This window comes from Nocardia sp. NPDC004123 (assembly GCF_053603795.1).
In genome coordinates this window covers 36,047-53,903 of record NZ_JBSGGG010000024.1, presented here as the reverse complement: position 1 = coordinate 53,903, position 17,857 = coordinate 36,047, and the positions used below count along the sequence as shown (strand labels likewise).

Below are 17,857 nucleotides of genomic sequence, written 5' to 3'. Positions count from 1 at the left end.
ACAAAGGGGTGATCCGGATCATTCCGGAGGATGGGGACGAATCAATGGGTGCCAGAGCCGAACTGGAACGGGAACTGGGTGGGTCGCTGGCCGCGCTGGATCTGCTGACCGAGGCCGAGACCGCCGATCTGCTGGCGATCTTCCAGCAGGCACAGCGCACCGAGAACATCGCCATGGTCGAGGCCGTCGACAAGACCGTCGGCGCGCTGCCGTGGCCGTTGCGCACGGCCGCCAAGAAGATCATGTTCGGCAACAAGCTCGGGTAGGGGCGATGAGCGACCTGGTCACCCGCGCGCAGATCACCCTGCTGTCGCGGACGCTGCACGTCTCCGAGGACAAGCTCGCCCATCTCGAGAAGCTCGGCGCCGCCAACCTGCACGAACTGCAGGAACGCATGGCGCAGGTGATGTTCGCCGAGCACAATGCGATCTTCTCGCGGTTGTCGCTGCTGGTGCCGATCATCCCGCTGAGCATCTCGCTGCCGCTGGTGCAGAAGCTGGTGCCGCCGGTGATGGCCGGTCGCGCCGCCGGTGCGATCGGGGTGGATCACCCCCGGAAGGCCGCGGAGGCGGTCGGCATGCTCGATCCGGGCTATGCGGCCGAGGCCGCGCCCTACATGGATCCGCACAGCGTCGGGCAGCTGGCCGATATCGCGCCGGCCGGGCCGGTCATGCGGATCATCAACGAGCTGCTGCGGCGCGGGGACTACATCACGGCGGGGCCGTTCCTGGCCTATGCGACACCGGATCTGGTGCACGCGGTCGAGCGCGACGTGCACGACGACGAGGGCCTGATCCGGTCGGCGTCGTACTCGTTCTCCGGTGAGAACATCAGCGTGATCATCCGGCACCTGCTGACCGGCGAGGCGCGGCGGGTTCCGAAGCTGGCCCGCACCATCCTGCAGGGCGCCAAGGAGTTGCGGCTGGCGGCGCTGTCGGTGTTCGCGCGCTGCGACACCGATGTGATCGTGGCGATCGGCGACATCCTCTTCGATGTGGGGTCAGCCGACGAGATCGCCGATCTGATCGAGGCCTTCATTTCCGCCGGGGCGGTCCCGGAGACGCTGCGCTTCGCCGGACAGCTGAGCCCCGCGGCGCTGGACCTGCTCGCGGCCAATCCGATTCTGGCCGAACCGGAGTCCATCGACGCCGTCGCGGGCGCGGCCGACGGCAGCAGCGAGGCCGCGGTCTGGCGGGGTCTGCTGGAGCTGGCCGAGCGCACCGAGCCGGGCATCGCGCGCCGGATCGGCGGGGCCATCTCGCATTTCGACACGGCGACGCTGACCGGGCTCCCGGGGCTGGCGGCGACCGCGCACCTGTGGCCGCCGCTGCTGAAGGTCCTCGCCACCGCCGAGCCGGATGCACAGTCACGGATCGGGGAACTGTGGTCGCCGCTGCCGGCCTTGGAGCGCAACGAGATCGAGCAGCGCATCGCCGATCTCGGCCTGGGCGAGCAGTTGACGACACTGATCGCAACATTGCAGCTCACGCAATAGTGTCGCCGACGCTGCGGCCCCGGCGACATTCGAGTCGGTTGGGCCGCAGCGGCTTTCGTACTCACGGATGGCGCGGTCACGGTCCGTCAGTGCCCGCGCAGGGCCTCGATGCTGCGTTCGAACGCGGCCGCACCATGTCCATCGGTGACCTGACGGTCCACCAGCGAGGCGATCCCGTCGAGCGGTTCGGCGGTGATTCCGGCATCGAATGCGGCTTGACGCAACGTGTCCAGGGCGGTTTTGGTGAAGACCAGGTCCTGGAAGACGTCGCTGGTGTAGTCGCCGGTGTCGATGATGCGGCCGTAGGCGGGCAGCGTCTGGGACATGGCCGTCACCCACGCCGCCGCGCGAGTCGCGAACTCCGAGGCCGCGACTCCGGCCGAGCCGACCAGGGCCGCGCCCTGGAAGAACCCGCCGAACATGGCGTACATGGTCGACAGCAGCGCGAAATCCCACAGCGCGGCCAGGCCGGCATCGGTGCCGAAATATTCGGCCGAGCCCAGTAATTCGAGGGTGGGGCGGTGAGCGTCGAAGATCGTCTGCGACCCGCTGTAGAGAATGCTCGAACCCTCCGCCCCGATCATGCCCGGGACCGCCATGATCCCGCCGTCGAGGAAATCGATGCCGTGCCCGGCCGCCCAGGCCGCCAGTTCCCGCGACTGTTCCGGTGAGGTGCTGGTCAGATTGAGCCACTGTTTGCCGCGGAGCTCGGCCGCGATCGGATCGAAGGTCTCGTGCACGGACGCGTGATCGAGCAGCACGGTGACGACCAGCCCACCGCCGCCCACCGCCTCCCCGGCAGTCCGAGCGGAAACCGCGCCCGCGGCAACCAGTTCGGCATCCTTCCCGGACGTCCGATTCCACACCGTCGTCGCCACGCCGGCCTTCAGGAACGCTGCCGCCAGCGCTCGCCCCATCGCACCGAGGCCGAGTACGGTCACCGGGCTGTGCTGGATGTTCGTCATTACAGGACAACTCCTTGTCGCTCGTTGGCGAGTGGTTCCGGCGCGCGCTGAATTCGAGGCTGCCGGTTACGGAGTCGTCTCACAAGTACGCACAAATAGCTCAGCTACTTACGAAAAGGTTTGTCTCCAGGAGAGTCGGCCACCAGCACGAGTTTTCCGCGCAGGTGCCCGTTCTCGCCGAGGCGATGTGCGTCCGCCGCCTCGCCGAGAGGGAGGTTCGAGCAACCTGCCAGTCCTGCCTCCCGGAGCTCGGCCTACGCGCTCCCGCCTCGCTCGGCTGCGCGCCGCCCGGCGACGCGGCCGAAAGCGAGGGCGTCGGCGATGTGGAAACCGCCGTCCTTGCACCAGGAATAGGTGGAGCTGACATTGCCCGCCGCGTAGAGGCCGGGGATGACCGCGCCGAAAGGATCCAGGACTTCGGCGTTCTCGTTGCGGCGGGGGCCGCCGTTGCTCCAGGCCAGGATGGGGGCGGCGGTGAAGGCGTAGTAGGGCGGCTCGGACAGGGGTGCGAGAGTCTTTGCGGGGCGGCCGAACTGGTCGTCCTTCCCGGCGGCGCAGGCGGCGTTGTAGCGGTCGACGGTCTGCTGCAGGACGTCGGCGTCCACGCGCAGGATGGCGGCGAGTTCGATGAGGGTATCGGCGCGGTGGATCCAGCCCTTGCCGATCTCGGCGCTGTTGTCGGCGCTCCAGTCGTAGCCTTCGATCAGACTGGCCCAGCCGACGGCGAGCCGCTCGCGCCCGGGCACGATCGGGCCTGCGCGGCGGGCGGATTCGTCGAAGACGATGTGCATCGGGGTGGTGGGGAACAGCTGGTAGCTGCCGTTGATGCGGGCATGGCCGTGGCCCAGGGCCACCCGTTCGTTGCAGTAGCGGCGACCGTCGAGGCCGAGGTAGACGAAGCTGTTGGTGTTGGGGAACGCGGTGTAGAACCCGGCTTCGTAACCGGGAGCACGCAATCCGGGCAGGGTCATCATGTTGGACATGTGCCACAGGTCGGCTCCGGCCTTGACCGCCATGCGCAGGCCGTCGCCGGTGGCGGCGGGCGTACCCCAGACCACCGGGTCGGTCAGGCGCAGGTGATCGCGCACCATCTCCGGGTTCGCCTCGAATCCGCCGGTGGCCAGCACGACTCCGCGGTCGGCGCGGATCCGCAGGGCGGTCCCGTCCGGTGCGGTGGCCAGGACGCCGAGCACCGTGCCGTCGCCGGTGATCAATTCGCGTGCGGGCGTCTGCAACCGGACCTCGATACCGCGGGCGCGGACCGCCCCCGACAGGGCCGCCCACAGCAGTCCGTCACCCATGCGGCCCTCGACGCCGATCCAGCCGCACATGACATCGCTGCCGTCGAGGTCGGGGAATTCGGGCGGCGCGGGCACCGCCAAACCGACCGGGATGCCGAGGCTTTCCATCCACTCGCTGTTGCGGGCGGTCTCCTGCGCCCACACCCGCACCACCGGTTCCGGGATCGGCCGCCCGGCGCTGAGGCTGCGCAGGTAGACCGCCGCGCGCTCGGGATCCCGGTTGTCGAACCACACCGCGCCCGACACCCGGGTGCTGCCACCGGCCCGGTCACCGGATTCCTTGTCCAGCACCAGCACTCGCGCCCCGGCATCGTGGGCCGCGACGGCGGCCGCGCAGCCCGCCCCGCCGAATCCCACGACCACCACATCGGCCTCGACATCCCACGCCACTCCCGAGTCGGCCACGACCGCACCGTCCTTCCATCTCGTCCACCGCGAACGGTCCCAGCCCGCCGCGCCGACCGAAAACGCTTGTCTCACTCACCGGATACCACCGGAACTGCCGGCCTCGGCCGCGGTGGCGGGGTGAGCTGCTCACCGCGGGCCGGTGCCGCCGGGCCGGTCACGCCGGATTGCCGAACCAGGTGGTCAATGCCTGTTCGAGCCCATGTGGCTCGGTGGAGGTCCAGGCGACGATGCCGTCGGGGCGGATCAGCAGCGACAGCGGCTCGCGCGGCTGAGCGGGCTTGGCGGTGAGGATCCGGATGCGATCCGCCCACGGCTCGACCCGGGCGCGCAAGGCGGGGGAGTCGCTCGGATCCAGCAGCAGGCCACGGCCGTCGGCGAAGTGACCGGACACGCTCGTACCGTCGGACAGCTCGAAATCGGGTGTGGCCGCACCGATCAGCGGGTCGCCACTGCCCAGGTCGTAGCGGTGCAGCACGCCGGAGAGCTTCTTCACCACCTGCGTGGTGGCCGCCGGGGTGTCGAGCAGGTCGGTGGTGACCGCCCGCAGCGCGCGACTGCGCGGATCGGTGCGCATGAGCGCGATCTGCGCGCGCGTCCAGTCCAGCACCCAGGCGCCGATCGGGTGGCGTTCGCGAGTGTAGGTGTCCAGCAATGCCTCCGGGGATCGGCCGCGGATCACGGCGGCCAGCTTCCAGCCCAGGTTGACCGCATCGCCGATACCCAGGTTCAGGCCCTGGCCGCCGAACGGGGAGTGCACGTGGGCGGCGTCGCCGGCCAGCAGGATCCGGCCGCTGCGGTAGTCGGGGACCTGACGGGTGTTGTCGGTGAAGCGGGTGGCCGAAACCACCGTGGAGATCTGCACTTTCACGCCGGTGACGCGTTCGAAGCTGTCCTCGAGCTCCCGGGCGGTGACCGGGTTGGTGCGGTCGGCGGGCGGGCCGTCGAGTTCCACGGTGAGGATGCGGCCTGGTTGGGGGCCGTTGACGAAGATGCCGGTGGGGGTGGTGTGCCAGCCCAGGGGCAGGTTTTCCGCGCCGGTCATCTCGACCAGGGCCTGGCGGCCGGTGATTTCGGGGTCCAGGCCGGGGAATTCGAATCCGGCCAGTTTGCGCACGGTGCTGCGGCCGCCGTCGCAGCCGACCAGCCAGCCGGCGCGCACGGTGTGCCCGCCGCAGTCGACGGTGACACCGACGCCGTCGTCGTCGAATCCGGTCAGCTCGACCCCACGCCGCACCGGTACTCCGAGGTCGGCGGCGCGGCGGGCCAGGACGGCCTCGATGGTCTGCTGATCGAGATAGCGATATCCGGCCGCCGGGCCCAGATCGGCGAAGGCCGGATCCGCGCCGTCGACATTGTCGGCCCACAGCATGATCCCGGCGAAGTGCCCACCGGCCGGTGTACGCCGCGGCGCGGTGGGAACCGCTGCGCCCGCGAACATCTGACCCATGCGGGCCAGCGTCGCCTCGTGGGCCGCCCGCAGCTCCGGCACCAGCCCGCGCCGACCCAGCGCCTGGGCGGTGGGCACATTGATCACGCCCGCCTTGATCGTCGTATCCGGTTCGGCGAGGCGCTCGACGACCAGCACGTCCACTCCCGCCAGCCGCAGCTCGCAGGCCAGCATCAGCCCGGCCGGTCCGGCCCCGGCCACCACCACATCTCGTGTCTCGTTCATGAGAATCACTGTGGTGGTGGCCGATCACCGGGCGCTTGCGTCGGCTTGCGCGCCGCTTGCGCGGTCAGTTCCAGCCGCGCGAATCCTGTTTCAGGGCGGTGTCGATGGCCAGGCCGGAGGCCACCACCATGGACAGCAGCGGCTGGGGGAGCTGGCGGTGGATCTGCACGACATAGTTGTCGGCGGTGGTGAACATGGTCTTGAGCAGGCCCTCCCACGTCTTGGTGATACGGGCGACCTCCTGACCGGTGTGGTCGTGGATGGCGAAGTTCCAGGCCCGCCAGTTCTCGGCGCGGATACCGCCGATCTGCTGACCGTTGACCAGGAAGGCGAAGTTGATCTTGCCGATCATGTTCTCCTGGATGATCTCACCGATCGGCGCGCCATTGCCGTGCTCGAGCAGGAACTTCGACTTGAAGACCTTGGCCGGGCGGGTGATTCGCATGAGGCACTGGCCGTGCGCGTCGCGGATCTCCAGTTTGTGGGTCATGAACTGGTCGTAGCTGGACAGGAAGCGCACGGCCTTCTTCAGCGCGCTCTGCCCGACCTCGGCGACCGCGCCGATCTGGCGGCCGTGCTGGTCGAAGACGCTGTACTCGTTGACCATTTCGATCAACTTGACCTTCTGGTTCACCACCAGCACGGGTTCGGTGAACACGGTGCCGCCACCGGCCTGGGCGGGGGCGATCCCGGCCTGCTGCTGCACCTGGCGCTGGATGTCGGCGGGGTTGTCGGCGCTGCCGACCTCGAGCTCCCAGGGGCTGGCCTCACTGCGACCACCGAACTGCGGTTGCGCGCCATGGGGCCGGCCCGGCTGCTGCGGGTGTGGCGGGCGCTGACCGTATTGCTGTTGCGGCTGTTGGGCGTACTGCTGCTGGGGCTGCTGGCCGTATTGCTGTTGGGGCTGCTGGCCGTACTGCTGCTGAGGTTGCGGCGCGTACTGCTGCTGGACCTGGTGCGGCTGCGACTGCTGCGCGTGCGGCTGGTTCGGGTGCTGCGGGCGGGGCTGCTGCGCGAACTGGTCGGACCGGGGCCGATCCGATTGCTGCGGCGCCGGCGCCGGTTGCTGCTGGGGCTGAGTGTGATTCGTCCATTGGCTGCCGTCCCACCAGCGGAGCACTGGAGATCCGGGACGCTCGGGGTACCACCCCGCGGGTTGACTCATGGCCGCATCCTAACGGTGTACAGGGACTCTGCACTTTTTGCACTTTTCGCCCCGCGGTCACCTCTATGATGGGCGGTCGACATCCGGAGGCCCAGCTCGGGTCACCGGGGAAACGGGGAAAGTATGTCCGCCACAGTCGAATTCGCGGGTTGCCACGCGTACACGGTGCGGCCGGGCTTATGACCGAACTGGTGACGCGAGCCCAGCTCGTCCTCCTGGCCCGGACCCTGCACGTGCCGGTGGAACGGCTCGCCCACCTCGAACGGCTCGGCCCGCATCGCCTGCACGAGCTGCAACAACGCATGGCGGGCAACCTCTTCGACCGGCATGCGCCGGTGTTCGAGCGCATCGCCAGGCTGGTCCCCGTCATCCCGCTGAGCATCTCGCTGCCGATCGTGCAGCGGCTGGTGCCGCCCACCATGACCGGGCGCGCGGCCGGCGCGATCGGAGTGAAATATCCGGCCAAGGCGATCGAGGCGCTGCTACGGCTGGATGTCGGATACGCCGCGGACTGTGCGCCGTATCTGGATCCGCGCACGGTCGGCCAGCTCGCCGACGACGCACCGCCCGCGCCGGTGGTGGCGATCGTGAACGAGCTGCTGGCCCGGCGCGACTACATCACCGCGGGGCCGTTCCTGGCCTATGCGACACCGGAATTGATCCAGGCGGTCGAGGAGGGGGTGCCCGATGACGAGGGCCTCATCCGCTCGGCCGCCTACGCGTATTCGGGGAAATCGCTCAGCGCGGTGATGCGGCAGCTGCTCGCGGGCAGCGGTCAGCGGGTGCCCCGGCTGCTGGACACGGTCATCAATGGTTCCAAGGAGTTGCGGCTCGCGGCGCTGTCGGTGTTCGCACGCTGCGCCCCCGATGTGATCGCTGCGGTGGGCGACATCCTCTTCGAGGTGGCCCCGCCCTCGGCGGTGGCGGACCTGATCGCCACCTATATCGCCGCCGACGCCACCGATGACATGCTGCGCTTCTTCGGGCGGCTGAGCCCGAACGCGTTGACCCGGCTGGCCCTCAATCCGGTGCTGCCGGAGATCGCCGAGACCCTCGTCGACGCCGTGGACGGCAGCAGCGACCTGGCGGTGTGGCGCGGGGTTCTCGAACCCCTGGCGCGCACTCCCGCCGAGGTGCGCCGCCTGGCGGGCCTGCGCCTGGCCACCCTCGATGCCCCCACGCTGCTCATGCTGCCCGCGCTGGCCCAGGCCGCCCGGTTGTGGCCGCCGCTGCTGTGGGTGCTGTCCGCGACCGATGTCGAGGTCCAGGCCCGCGTGGGCGAGCTGTGGGCCACCGCCACCCGCCTGGACCTCGAGGTCCTCGAACGCCGCATCGCCGACCAGCACCTGGATGCGCTGCTGGCCACGCTGACCAACACGATCCGTTTCCTGCGCTGAGCGCGCCGCCGTCGCCGATCGGGTGCGTGCGGGGTGCTTTCCCGCCGGGTACGGGAACCCTTGTGCCACGGATGATTCCAACTCCCGGTCGTCGTTCGACCTGCGGCGGGCCGGGTCGTACGGGCGGCGGTGGGCGACGGGGTGCCGGGGAGGTGGTAGGAAAGGTGACGTGTCCGAAACCGCCGAAACCCGCACCCCTCGCGCCGTGTCGGAAGTGGTGGACCTGGTCAGCACGCTGATCCGGTTCGACACCTCCAATACCGGCGAACTGGAAACCACCAAGGGCGAGCGCGAATGCGCGCAGTGGGTGGCCGCACAGCTCGAGGAGGCCGGGTACACCACCGAATACGTCGAATCGGGTGCGCCGGGGCGCGGCAATGTGTTCGCGCGGCTGCAGGGCGCGGACTCCTCGCGCGGGGCCCTGATGATCCACGGGCATCTCGACGTGGTGCCCGCCGAAGCCGCCGACTGGAGTGTGCACCCGTTCTCCGGCGCGGTGCGCGACGGCTACGTGTGGGGCCGCGGGGCCATCGACATGAAGGACATGGTCGGCATGATGCTGGCGGTGGCCCGCCAGTTCAAGATCGAGGGCACGGTGCCGCCGCGCGACATCGTGTGGGCGTTCGTGGCCGACGAGGAGAACGGCGGGCGCTGGGGCTGCCAGTGGCTGGTCGAGCACCGGCCCGACCTGTTCGAGGGCGTCACCGAGGCGGTCGGCGAGGTCGGCGGATTCTCGCTGACCGTGCCGCGGCCCGACGGCAGCGAGCGGCGGCTGTATCTGGTCGAGACCGCGGAGAAGGGCCTGGGCTGGATGCGGTTGCGCGCCAAGGCCCGTGCCGGGCACGGCTCGTTCCTGCACGAGGACAACGCGGTGACGATCCTGTCGCAGGCGGTGGCGCGGCTGGGCACCCACACCTTCCCGCTGGTGGTCTCCGATTCGGTCGCGGAGTTCCTGGCCGCCGTCGCCGAGGAGTCCGGGCTCGAATTCGATCCCGGCTCACCGGATATCGAGGGTCAGCTGGCCAAACTGGGCACCATCTCCCGCATCATCGGCGCGACCCTGCGCGACACCGCCAACCCGACCATGCTGCGGGCGGGCTACAAGGCCAATGTGATTCCGCAGACCGCCGAGGCCGTCGTCGACTGCCGGGTGGTGCCGGGACGGCAGGCCGAATTCGAGCGGGAGATCGACGCGCTCATCGGACCGGATGTGGAACGGGAGTGGATCACCAAGCTCGACTCCTACGAGACCACCTTCGACGGGCACCTCGTGGACGCCATGAACGACGCCATCCTGGCCCACGATCCGAACGGGCGCACCGTGCCCTACATGCTCTCCGGCGGCACCGACGCGAAAGCCTTCGCCAAGTTGGGGATTCGCTGCTTCGGCTTCGCGCCGCTGCGGCTGCCGCCCGAACTGGACTTCTCCGCCCTGTTCCATGGGGTCGACGAGCGGGTTCCGGTGGAATCGCTCGAATTCGGCACCCGCGTACTGGAACACTTCCTGTTGCACAGCTGACGATTCGAAAGGACTGCTCGTGCCCGACTACTCCTACAATCCCTACGCGCCGCTGCCGCAGCTGCCCGAGTTCACCCTGACCTCCATCGATATCAGCGACGGCAAGCCCCTGCACCTGGATCAGGTCAGCGCGCTGGGCGGCGCGGGCGGACAGGACATCTCGCCGCAGCTGAGCTGGTCGGGCTTCCCGGCCGAGACCAAGAGTTTCGCCGTCACCATGTACGACCCGGACGCGCCGACCGCCTCGGGTTTCTGGCACTGGGTCCTCGCCAATGTCCCCGTCACCACCACCAGCCTCACCAGCGGGCAGGCCAGCAAGGGCGGCACCCTGCCCGCCGGCGCCATCCACCTGCGCAATGACGCGGGCCTGCACGAGTACACCGGCGCGTTCCCGCCGGCCGGGCACGGCGCGCACCGCTACTTCGTGGTCGTGCACGCCGTCGGCGTCGAGCGCCTCGAGGTCGACGAGAACGCCTCGCCCGCCTACCTGGGCTTCAACCTGTTCATGAACGCCATCGGCCGCGCCACCATCATCGGCACGCACGAGCAGAAGTAGGCGTCCACGCCGAAACGACTGTGGCCCCGGGCGAATTCTCGCTCGGGGCCACAGTCATGTCCGGGCAACACTACCCGTGGGAGTCCCGGTAGTAATCGCCGAAAATCCAACGAAGTTGGAGATAATCCCTGGCAGAAGGTGATTCGGCGATTCCAGTTGAGCGTGATGTCAGTTCAGGCGATGGCGGCTCAATGACGGCGGTCGGCTCGCGCATGGCTTGTGGTGAGGGTTGAAGTAGCGCCGCAGGTTGCCGGGATTGCAGTGACCGCGACGACTACGACAGCGAGTGGGCCGCGATCAAGACGGTCTCGGCCCAGCTGGGTATGACCGCCGAGACGCTGCGGAAATAGATCAGGCAGGCCGCGGTCGACGCGGGTGAGACCGAAGAAACGACGACCGAGTCGGCACGGGTGATCCGCGCGCAGAACGCAAGATCGCCGAGCTGGAAAGGACCATCGAAATCCCCAAGGCTGCAACGAGTTTCTTCGCACGGGGTCAAGATCGCCCCGAGAACCTTCCACGCCTGGGCGGTTTCGGTCAGCGCGGCATACGGCGATAGCGGATGGTTCGGCTGCTGCGATGTGCTGGCATCCCGGTCAGTTCACAGCCAGAACACGCTCCAAAGTTGAGTAACCTGCGGGTTCCCAGGTTGGTTTGCCTCCAGGAAGCCCACGTCTCCCGTTCTGTCCGATTTGAATCAGACCCAGGGCGCGCAGGATTGCCCAGCCGCGGGCTCGGGTGATTGTTGCCTCGTCGACCTGCCCGTAGGCGTCGAAGAACTGATTTGCCATCCCGGCGGGCAACAGGATCCAGGCGGCCGAAAGATCAGTCGCTGGATCCCCTGCGCATATCTCGCCGAAGTCGATCACTCCGGCGAGCGTCTCGTCCTGGACAACCACGTTCGCCGGATGCAAGTCGCCGTGGAGCCAGAGGGGCGCTCCCCGCCAGACGGGCGCAGCCACGGACTTCTCCCAGACTGCCCGCGCCCTGTCGGCGCCGGCGCGGTCGTCAATGACGTCGAATCCGCTTGCTACTCCAGCGTGAAACGACGCCAGGGGGATGCTCCGTGTTGGGTTGATCGGTGCGTCGGTGGGCGCTGGGTGATGCAGCGCCGCAAGGAACTTCGCAAGGGTCTCGGCCGCATCGATGCGCATGATCGGTGCACGATCGGCGGGCTCGCCCTCGACCCAACGCGTGATCGTCCAGGTGTGCTCAAACATGCTCGATGGTTCGCCGCTGCGCACAGGGACGGGAATCGGCAGCGGTAATCCGTTCGCCAGCAATGGAAGCCACCTCTGTTCGGTGCGAAGCAGGGCAGGCGCACGCTCGGTGCGTGGCAAGCGCACCGCCAGTTCCTCCCCGAGCCGCCACATCTGGTTATCCCAGCCTCCGTCTATGTCTCGGAGCTCAAGATTTGCGAAATCCGGGTGCTGATCTCGTAACAGCGCCCGAACCAGACTCTGCTCGAACCTGATCTCATCCATTAACAAACCCCCGATCGCTGCCTGCGCACGCACGCTAGCACCGCGGGGTTCCCGGGATATCCGAGCGATCGATCCAAACGCCATGTAATCGGCAGTAGCGGACGTTCTGCGCCGCACCAGGTTCGGGCCGCCGGCGCCCCGCGATGTCCGGTTCGGTCAGCGCGATATGCGGCAATTGAGTGCGTTCAGCGGACCTCTTCCTGGCTGAAGCGGCGTGCCGATAGCCCGTCGGACCAGGCTGTTACGTTGCGACCATGCTCGCGCTCGAAATCTTCAACCAGTATGTCTCCTGGCCACAGGTCAACGTGCCTCACGCCATCAGGCGAGCGGATCTCACTCAGCACGCGACGCGGAAACCGGTATTGCCGCTGCTGGATTCGGGAGAGTTGTGGATTCGGGCCGCGACCCGATAGCGGTTGCAATAGCTGTCGTGGCACAGATACGAGCCGCCGCGCAGTACCCGGCCGTCGCCAGTCGCCGGCCCGCGCGGGTCGGTGACGAGGTCGCGAGAGTGGTCGGTGTGCCAGTGGTCGGCGCACCACTCCCACACGTTGCCGACGGTGTTGTACAGCCCGAATGCGTTGGGCACGAAGGCATCCACCGGAGCAGTGCCGCGATATCCGTCGGCGGCGGTGTTGCGGGCGGGAAACGAGCCTCGGAAGATGTTGGCGCGGTAGCAGGTCTCGGATTCGGGTTCGTCGCCCCACGGGTACCGGGCGCGTTCGAGGCCGCCTCGGGCGGCGAATTCCCATTCGGCCTCGGTGGGCAGCCGCACCCCCGCCCAGGCGCAATACGCCTGCGCGTCATGCCAAGACACGTGCACCACGGGATGGTCGCCCCGGCCGTCGAGATCGCTGCCCGGGCCTTCCGGCGCAGACCAGGTCGCCTCGGGGACCGCACACCACCACGGGGTGCCGTCGGGGCGGCGCGCGTTGCGCCGTAGTGCGGCGGGCAGAAACCCGGCGAACACATAGGACCAGCCGTAGCGTTCGGCGTCGGTGGGATATCCGGTCGCGGTAATGAATTGCGCGAACTGGTCATTGGTGACGGTGTGCGCGGCGATCGCGAATTCCGATACCCGCACCGGTCGCACCGGGCCTTCACCGTCGGCCGGATGGCTGTCGGGTGCCTCACTGCCCATCCGGAACTCACCACCTGGAACAGGGATCAAGACTGGGGACGGACCGCCGACCGCGTGGGCGGGTATGCGCGGCGTGCGGTTGGTCCCCGAACGAGCGGGTGCGCAGCAACTCCGCGAATCCGGTGCCGGTCCGTCCGCAGGATGCGGGATGGATGAGGGCATTCGCAGTTCTTCCTTCCTGAAGTTCACTCAGCGTTACCGAAGGCGACGAGCAGCGCACCGACACGGACCCCTCACGGAATGCCGGCGGCGGTGTTGTCCAGGACGCGCACGGTATGGGAAGCGGCAGTGCGGACATGGGAGGCAGCGTCGGAGTTGCCGGGTGCGGAGGAGGCGGTGAAGAGTTGGGTTCGGGCCGCGCGGGCGCGTTCGCCGAGGTGGTCGAGCGCGTTGGCGGCCTGCAGCCGAACCCAGCCATCGGGGTGGTTCACGAGGGTGTCCCCGAGGTAGCCGACGGCTTGCTGATCTTCGCTCGCTCGGGCGAGGGCTTCGGCGAGGGCGATTCTCACGTGTGGTGAGGGTTCGGCGTCGAATACGCGGTGCAGGTCGTCGGTGGCCGGTGCGGCAGCGGTGTCGAGCATGCAGCAGCCGGTCGCCGCCCAGTAGCGGACGATGTCGTTGCCAGAGGTCAGGTTTCGCACCAGGTCCAGGAGGGCGGCGGGGTCGCGTTGGATGGCCGTGGCTGCGAGATCCATGATCGCGCGCAGCGGGTAGGCGTCCCGGTCGCGGCCAGCGGTGTAGCCTTCGGCGGCTTCGCTCTCGGGGATGAAGCCGTCGTCGACCACCGCCAGCATGTGCTCGTCCAGGGCTGCGCTCATCCGCCGTAGGTCGGTCGCGTAGTCGGGATCGGTTGCGAGATTATGGATTTCATCGGGGTCGGAGTGGGTGTCGTAGAGCTCCTCTGCCGGGCGCGGTTGCCAGAACCGATCGGTGAGCTCGTCGAGGCGGCCGTCGTGGTGGAGTTGATCCCATTCGCGGTATCCGGCCTGGAGCCACATGAACTGCACGTGTAGCCCATTCGGCAGATGGGGCAGATAGTTCCGGATGTAGCGGAAGCGTTCGTCCCGCGCGGTGCGGACCATGTCGTAGCGTTCATCCATCCGATTGCGCATGCCGAACGCATAGCGCGCCGCGGCACGGCGGGGCCCGGCGAACGGGGTGCCGTCCATCCAGGTCGGCGCCCCGACGCCGGCCAGGTCGAGAATGGTCGCCGGGAGCGCGGTTCCGCTGCATACGGGTTCGTCCAGGGTGCTGCCCGCCGGCGCGGGGGCCAGGTCGGCGACATTACGGCCGAATCGGGCGATCAGCGGGATGTGCAGTCCGCTGTCGTAGCAGAACCGCTTCGAGCGGGGCAGCACACCGGCGTGATCGCTGTAATACAGGACGATGGTGTCCTCAGCGAGGCCCGCCTCATCCAATTCCCGCAGCCGTGCGGCCATCTCCTGATCCATCTGATTGATCTGATTCATGTACAACGCCGCATCCGAACGGGTGGTCGGAGTGTCGGGATAGTACGGCGGGATACGCACCTGATCGGGGGTGGTAGGACCGCCGAGGATCGGGGTCGACGTGACGGTGTGCACGCCCTGGAGTTCTTCCAGATACGGGGTGGAGAGTCTGCCGTCGAGCTGGTCGAGGCCTGGCGCGTTGAGGAAAACCGACGATTCGTGTGTGATCGTGGGATTGAAGATCGCGAAGAACGGCGCCCCGCCCGGGCGATTGCGCCAGTGCGCGTGCAGCGAGGATTCGTCCCAGGTCGCGCCGATGTCGAGATCGGCGGTGTTGTAATCCTCTTTGGCGTTGTTCGTGCAGTAGTAGCCCGCCTGTCGTAGCAGCCTCGGCCATCCGGCGTGATCGAGAAAAGGCGGCAATGCTCCGGCCGCGCGCATGTGATTGGCCGGTGCGCAGCTTTCGGGCACGACGCCGGAGATCATCGCGAACCGGGACGGCGCGCACACGGGCGCCGCCGAGAAGCAGTTACGCCACCTGATCCCCTCCGCGGCAAGCCGATCCAGGGTCGGGGTGTGGGCGACGCCCCCGTAGCAGCCCAGGTGCTGCGCACCGCAATCCTCACTCACCAGGCACAGGATGTTCGGGCGCGAGCCGTCCTCTGCCCGGGCGAGGCCCGGCACGAGCGCGGCGGCCGCCGCTGCGGCCGCGCCACCCAGGAAGGTTCGGCGTGCGATTCCGGCGTCGGTCCGCCGATTCGATGCAGTCATGGCCCGAACGATTCCTCTCGACTTACACGTGTAAACAGATCGGGAGGTTACACGAGTAAGCTACGATCGTCATGACTGTCGCACCGAGAGGAGAATTCGATCCGTGACCGCGGAGGCACCGATCACCAGGCCGAACAGCGCCGACGTCGCGCGCCGGGCGGGAGTATCGCGAGCCACGGTGTCCTACATCCTCAACGGCCGCACCGACGTGCGCATCAGCGAACAGACCCGCGATCGGGTGCTCGCAGCGGTCCATGATCTGGGCTACGCGCCCAATGCCACCGCCCGCACCCTGCGAGCCGGACGCGGCAATACCGTTCTCATCCCGATGCTCGAATTGCCCGCCAGCCCCGCCAGTGACGCGTTCACCGCACACTTCGCCCGCGAACTGGCCGAACGGGATCTGTGCCTGCTCGTCCACGGCGGCCGCGAGCGCGCGGGCCTGGAGGCCGCGCGAGCCTGGGCCGAACTCCGCCCGGCCGCCGTGATCGCGCACGCCCAGCAGTGTCCACCCGAGAGTGTCGATTTCCTGCGGCGCGCCGGAGTCGAGGTGGTGGCGCTACTGGGTGCGCACCCCGACCCCGCGACCGCTGCGATCCCGATCCCAATGGATCCCAATGCCGTCGCCCGCGCGGCGGCCGACCATCTCATCCGGAGAGGCTGCCGGCGACTGGCCTGCCTGGTGCCCGGCGATCCATTGACCATCCTGAGCGTTCCCCGCTTCGAGACCGTGAAGGAGGTGGCCGCAGCCTCCAGCCTTCTGGTCGAACGGGTGGACTGCGACCTGACCGAACAAAGCCTCACCCCCACGATCACGAGGTGGCGTGCCGAACCCGAAACCCGCCCCGACGGCATCTACGCCTACAACGACGAACACGCTCTACTGCTGATCGAGGTACTCAGGGAAGCGGGACTGCGGGTGCCCAGCGACATCGCGGTGGTCGGGTCGGGCAACTTCCCCATGGGCCGCATCCTAAGGCCGCACCTCACCACCACCTACGTTCCCGCCGAGCACATGGCCGCACTGGCCGCGGCGGCGATCCGAGCGGCTCTGGACGCCGATGACACGCCGCTGCCCGCGGAGCCACCACATCCCGAGCTCATAGTGCGGGAATCCGCTTAGCCCGCAACAACATTGGCAGCGGGCGCTCCTAAGCAACCAGCACGAAACACCATGCTACCCAGCAACATCACAAAGTGATGGTCGAGTAGTCACGGCGTCCATCAAGTCCAGGTGGCCGATTGTTGGGGCTGCGCCACTGCGCTGCATTCGGCAGTCAGACGTTCTGCGGCGCACCAGGGTTCCGGCCGGCGTCGCCCCGTGCTGGCCGGTTCGGTCAGCGCGGTATGCGGCATGTGCGTGCATTGGCTGACTGACGTCTGGGCGGTCCGAACGGCCTTGCAAGACGCGGTGGCATGCCTGAAAAAGTCTCGCCATCAGTCCTTTTGCCCAAGGGATTCGGGGCACACCAGATTTTCGAAACGTCTTCGATTCACAATCGAGCGGGACTACCGTGCCTCACGACCCGGAGTTGCCAGGTCGCGAGCAGGAGTTCGAAGAATGAAGTTGAACAGTCGTAGGGTGCGCCGGATCGCTTGCGGAGCACAGGGATTGGCGGCTATAGCCGTGACGGCCATCCTCCTGGCGCCCTCGGCGGGCGCCTCGGTCACCTCGATCGCATACGAGCCCGGCACCATGGACGGCAAACCGATTACGGTCGGCCAGAACCACTGGTTCGCCGTGTACACCACCGAACTCGGCAGCGGCAGCCCCAACGTGCAGGTGTACGACAACGGGCAGTGCATCGGCTCGACGATCGTGGGGGCCAACCAACAGAATCCGCTGCAGAACTACAGCTACATCAACTGGCAGCCCACCACCCTCGGCTCCCACACGCTCGTGGCGAAAGAGGGCGGCAGCTCACAGTCCATCACCGTGACCGTGGTCGCCGCACCCGCCGGCACCACACCCGACCCGCAACCGACCAATCCGAGCTGCACCACAGCGGGCGGCACGTCCACCGGCAGCTCCGGCTCCTGAGCTTCGCCCTTCGGGCAGGAGACGTATCGCCGATCGGCCGGGGTGTCGCGCAGCGGTGATCACCGAGGATCGCGGCGCGCCACCGTCCGCTCGTGCGGTCCGGCTCGTCGAAGATCCGAAGCCGTCGTCCGATGCGTCCAGATGATCCGGCCAATGCCCTCAACTCGGCAGTAGCGGACGTTCCGCCTGCCCCGGATCGACACGGCCAGTTGATATCCCGATGCCCCGCGCTGGCCGGTTCGGTCAGCGCGGGTCCAGCGCTTACTTCGAGCGGTCATCGACCGCTCTGGTGTAGGGGATCATGGCTTGGGTGGCGTGGGCGAACATGGCGTAGTGGCCCCCGTCGACGAAGTGGGTCGTTACGTGAGGCAGCCGAGAGGTGATCTCTCGCCCGGATCGAGGACCGACTCCGGCATCCGGCTGTCGTCACGGCTCATGAGAGATTCCTGTCTCTAGCTTGCTGAAGAGTTCTTGCCATTCCGCGAGTAGCTGCG

Annotated in this window: 15 protein-coding genes; 7 read left to right on the top strand and 8 right to left on the bottom strand. The window is 68.0% G+C overall.

What is annotated here, in order from left to right:
• The first annotated feature begins 44 nt into the window (after positions 1 to 44).
• Both ACWEQQ_RS31355 and ACWEQQ_RS31350 read left to right on the top strand, forming a co-directional pair.
• Positions 45 to 266 carry a hypothetical protein gene (locus ACWEQQ_RS31355; protein WP_357005732.1) on the top strand — a complete coding sequence of 74 codons (222 nt, stop codon included), beginning with the start codon at positions 45 to 47 and terminating at the stop codon, positions 264 to 266.
• Positions 267 to 271: 5 nt separating this feature from the next.
• The gene (locus ACWEQQ_RS31350) at positions 272 to 1,495 is read left to right on the top strand and encodes a hypothetical protein (protein ID WP_452350774.1); all 1,224 of its coding nucleotides are present in this window, start codon (positions 272 to 274) and stop codon (positions 1,493 to 1,495) included.
• A gap of 86 nt (positions 1,496 to 1,581) precedes the next feature.
• On the opposite strand, the gene ACWEQQ_RS31345 is transcribed toward ACWEQQ_RS31350, so the two are convergent.
• From ACWEQQ_RS31345 to ACWEQQ_RS31330, 4 genes are all read right to left on the bottom strand, one after another.
• Entirely contained in the window at positions 1,582 to 2,460 is an 879-nt protein-coding gene (locus ACWEQQ_RS31345; RefSeq protein ID WP_452350773.1) for an NAD(P)-dependent oxidoreductase, read from the bottom strand.
• Between the two features lie 254 nt (positions 2,461 to 2,714).
• Positions 2,715 to 4,166, bottom strand: a complete 1,452-nt coding sequence (locus tag ACWEQQ_RS31340) for an FAD-dependent oxidoreductase (protein ID WP_452350772.1) — start codon at positions 4,164 to 4,166, stop codon at positions 2,715 to 2,717.
• 157 nt (positions 4,167 to 4,323) lie between these two features.
• The gene (locus tag ACWEQQ_RS31335; protein WP_452350771.1) at positions 4,324 to 5,841 is read right to left on the bottom strand and encodes an FAD-dependent monooxygenase; all 1,518 of its coding nucleotides are present in this window, start codon (positions 5,839 to 5,841) and stop codon (positions 4,324 to 4,326) included.
• A 64-nt stretch (positions 5,842 to 5,905) separates the two neighbouring features.
• Positions 5,906 to 7,006, bottom strand: coding sequence for a phospholipid scramblase-related protein (locus tag ACWEQQ_RS31330; RefSeq protein WP_452350770.1), 1,101 nt, complete (start codon positions 7,004 to 7,006; stop codon positions 5,906 to 5,908).
• 179 nt (positions 7,007 to 7,185) lie between these two features.
• Between ACWEQQ_RS31330 and ACWEQQ_RS31325 the strand changes: the two genes are divergently transcribed.
• The 3 genes from ACWEQQ_RS31325 to ACWEQQ_RS31315 all read left to right on the top strand — a co-directional run bounded on the left by ACWEQQ_RS31325 (position 7,186) and on the right by ACWEQQ_RS31315 (position 10,478).
• Positions 7,186 to 8,403, top strand: coding sequence for a hypothetical protein (locus ACWEQQ_RS31325; RefSeq protein ID WP_452350769.1), 1,218 nt, complete (start codon positions 7,186 to 7,188; stop codon positions 8,401 to 8,403).
• 169 nt (positions 8,404 to 8,572) lie between these two features.
• Positions 8,573 to 9,922 carry a M20/M25/M40 family metallo-hydrolase gene (locus ACWEQQ_RS31320; RefSeq protein WP_452350768.1) on the top strand — a complete coding sequence of 450 codons (1,350 nt, stop codon included), beginning with the start codon at positions 8,573 to 8,575 and terminating at the stop codon, positions 9,920 to 9,922.
• Positions 9,923 to 9,941: 19 nt separating this feature from the next.
• The gene (locus ACWEQQ_RS31315; RefSeq protein WP_452350767.1) at positions 9,942 to 10,478 is read left to right on the top strand and encodes a YbhB/YbcL family Raf kinase inhibitor-like protein; all 537 of its coding nucleotides are present in this window, start codon (positions 9,942 to 9,944) and stop codon (positions 10,476 to 10,478) included.
• Between the two features lie 274 nt (positions 10,479 to 10,752).
• Here the strand turns inward: ACWEQQ_RS31315 and ACWEQQ_RS31310 are convergent, their stop codons facing one another.
• The 4 genes from ACWEQQ_RS31310 to ACWEQQ_RS31295 form a co-directional block, all read right to left on the bottom strand.
• Complete coding sequence (locus ACWEQQ_RS31310) at positions 10,753 to 10,977, bottom strand: hypothetical protein (RefSeq protein ID WP_452350766.1); 225 nt, start codon at positions 10,975 to 10,977, stop codon at positions 10,753 to 10,755.
• Between the two features lie 97 nt (positions 10,978 to 11,074).
• Entirely contained in the window at positions 11,075 to 11,995 is a 921-nt protein-coding gene (locus ACWEQQ_RS31305; RefSeq protein WP_452350765.1) for an aminoglycoside phosphotransferase family protein, read from the bottom strand.
• Between the two features lie 304 nt (positions 11,996 to 12,299).
• Positions 12,300 to 13,265, bottom strand: coding sequence for a formylglycine-generating enzyme family protein (locus ACWEQQ_RS31300; RefSeq protein WP_452350764.1), 966 nt, complete (start codon positions 13,263 to 13,265; stop codon positions 12,300 to 12,302).
• Between the two features lie 71 nt (positions 13,266 to 13,336).
• Positions 13,337 to 15,322, bottom strand: a complete 1,986-nt coding sequence (locus ACWEQQ_RS31295; protein WP_452350763.1) for a sulfatase-like hydrolase/transferase — start codon at positions 15,320 to 15,322, stop codon at positions 13,337 to 13,339.
• Between the two features lie 103 nt (positions 15,323 to 15,425).
• Between ACWEQQ_RS31295 and ACWEQQ_RS31290 the strand changes: the two genes are divergently transcribed.
• The gene (locus tag ACWEQQ_RS31290) at positions 15,426 to 16,445 is read left to right on the top strand and encodes a LacI family DNA-binding transcriptional regulator (protein ID WP_452350762.1); all 1,020 of its coding nucleotides are present in this window, start codon (positions 15,426 to 15,428) and stop codon (positions 16,443 to 16,445) included.
• Between the two features lie 504 nt (positions 16,446 to 16,949).
• A complete protein-coding gene (locus ACWEQQ_RS31285; protein ID WP_452350761.1) occupies positions 16,950 to 17,363 on the top strand; it encodes a hypothetical protein in 414 nt (137 codons plus the stop codon).
• Positions 17,364 to 17,857 lie beyond the last annotated feature (494 nt).

What these genes read in the sequence shown, in the direction of transcription:
- ACWEQQ_RS31345 (WP_452350773.1), bottom strand. Translation starts at nt 2,460, where the DNA reads ATGACGAACATCCAGCACAGCCCGGTGACCGTACTCGGCCTCGGTGCG.
- ACWEQQ_RS31325 (WP_452350769.1), top strand. Translation starts at nt 7,186, where the DNA reads ATGACCGAACTGGTGACGCGAGCCCAGCTCGTCCTCCTGGCCCGGACC.
- ACWEQQ_RS31300 (WP_452350764.1), bottom strand. Translation starts at nt 13,265, where the DNA reads ATGCCCTCATCCATCCCGCATCCTGCGGACGGACCGGCACCGGATTCG.
- ACWEQQ_RS31350 (WP_452350774.1), top strand. Translation starts at nt 272, where the DNA reads ATGAGCGACCTGGTCACCCGCGCGCAGATCACCCTGCTGTCGCGGACG.
- ACWEQQ_RS31355 (WP_357005732.1), top strand. Translation starts at nt 45, where the DNA reads ATGGGTGCCAGAGCCGAACTGGAACGGGAACTGGGTGGGTCGCTGGCC.
- ACWEQQ_RS31335 (WP_452350771.1), bottom strand. Translation starts at nt 5,841, where the DNA reads ATGAACGAGACACGAGATGTGGTGGTGGCCGGGGCCGGACCGGCCGGG.
- ACWEQQ_RS31330 (WP_452350770.1), bottom strand. Translation starts at nt 7,006, where the DNA reads ATGAGTCAACCCGCGGGGTGGTACCCCGAGCGTCCCGGATCTCCAGTG.
- ACWEQQ_RS31295 (WP_452350763.1), bottom strand. Translation starts at nt 15,322, where the DNA reads ATGACTGCATCGAATCGGCGGACCGACGCCGGAATCGCACGCCGAACC.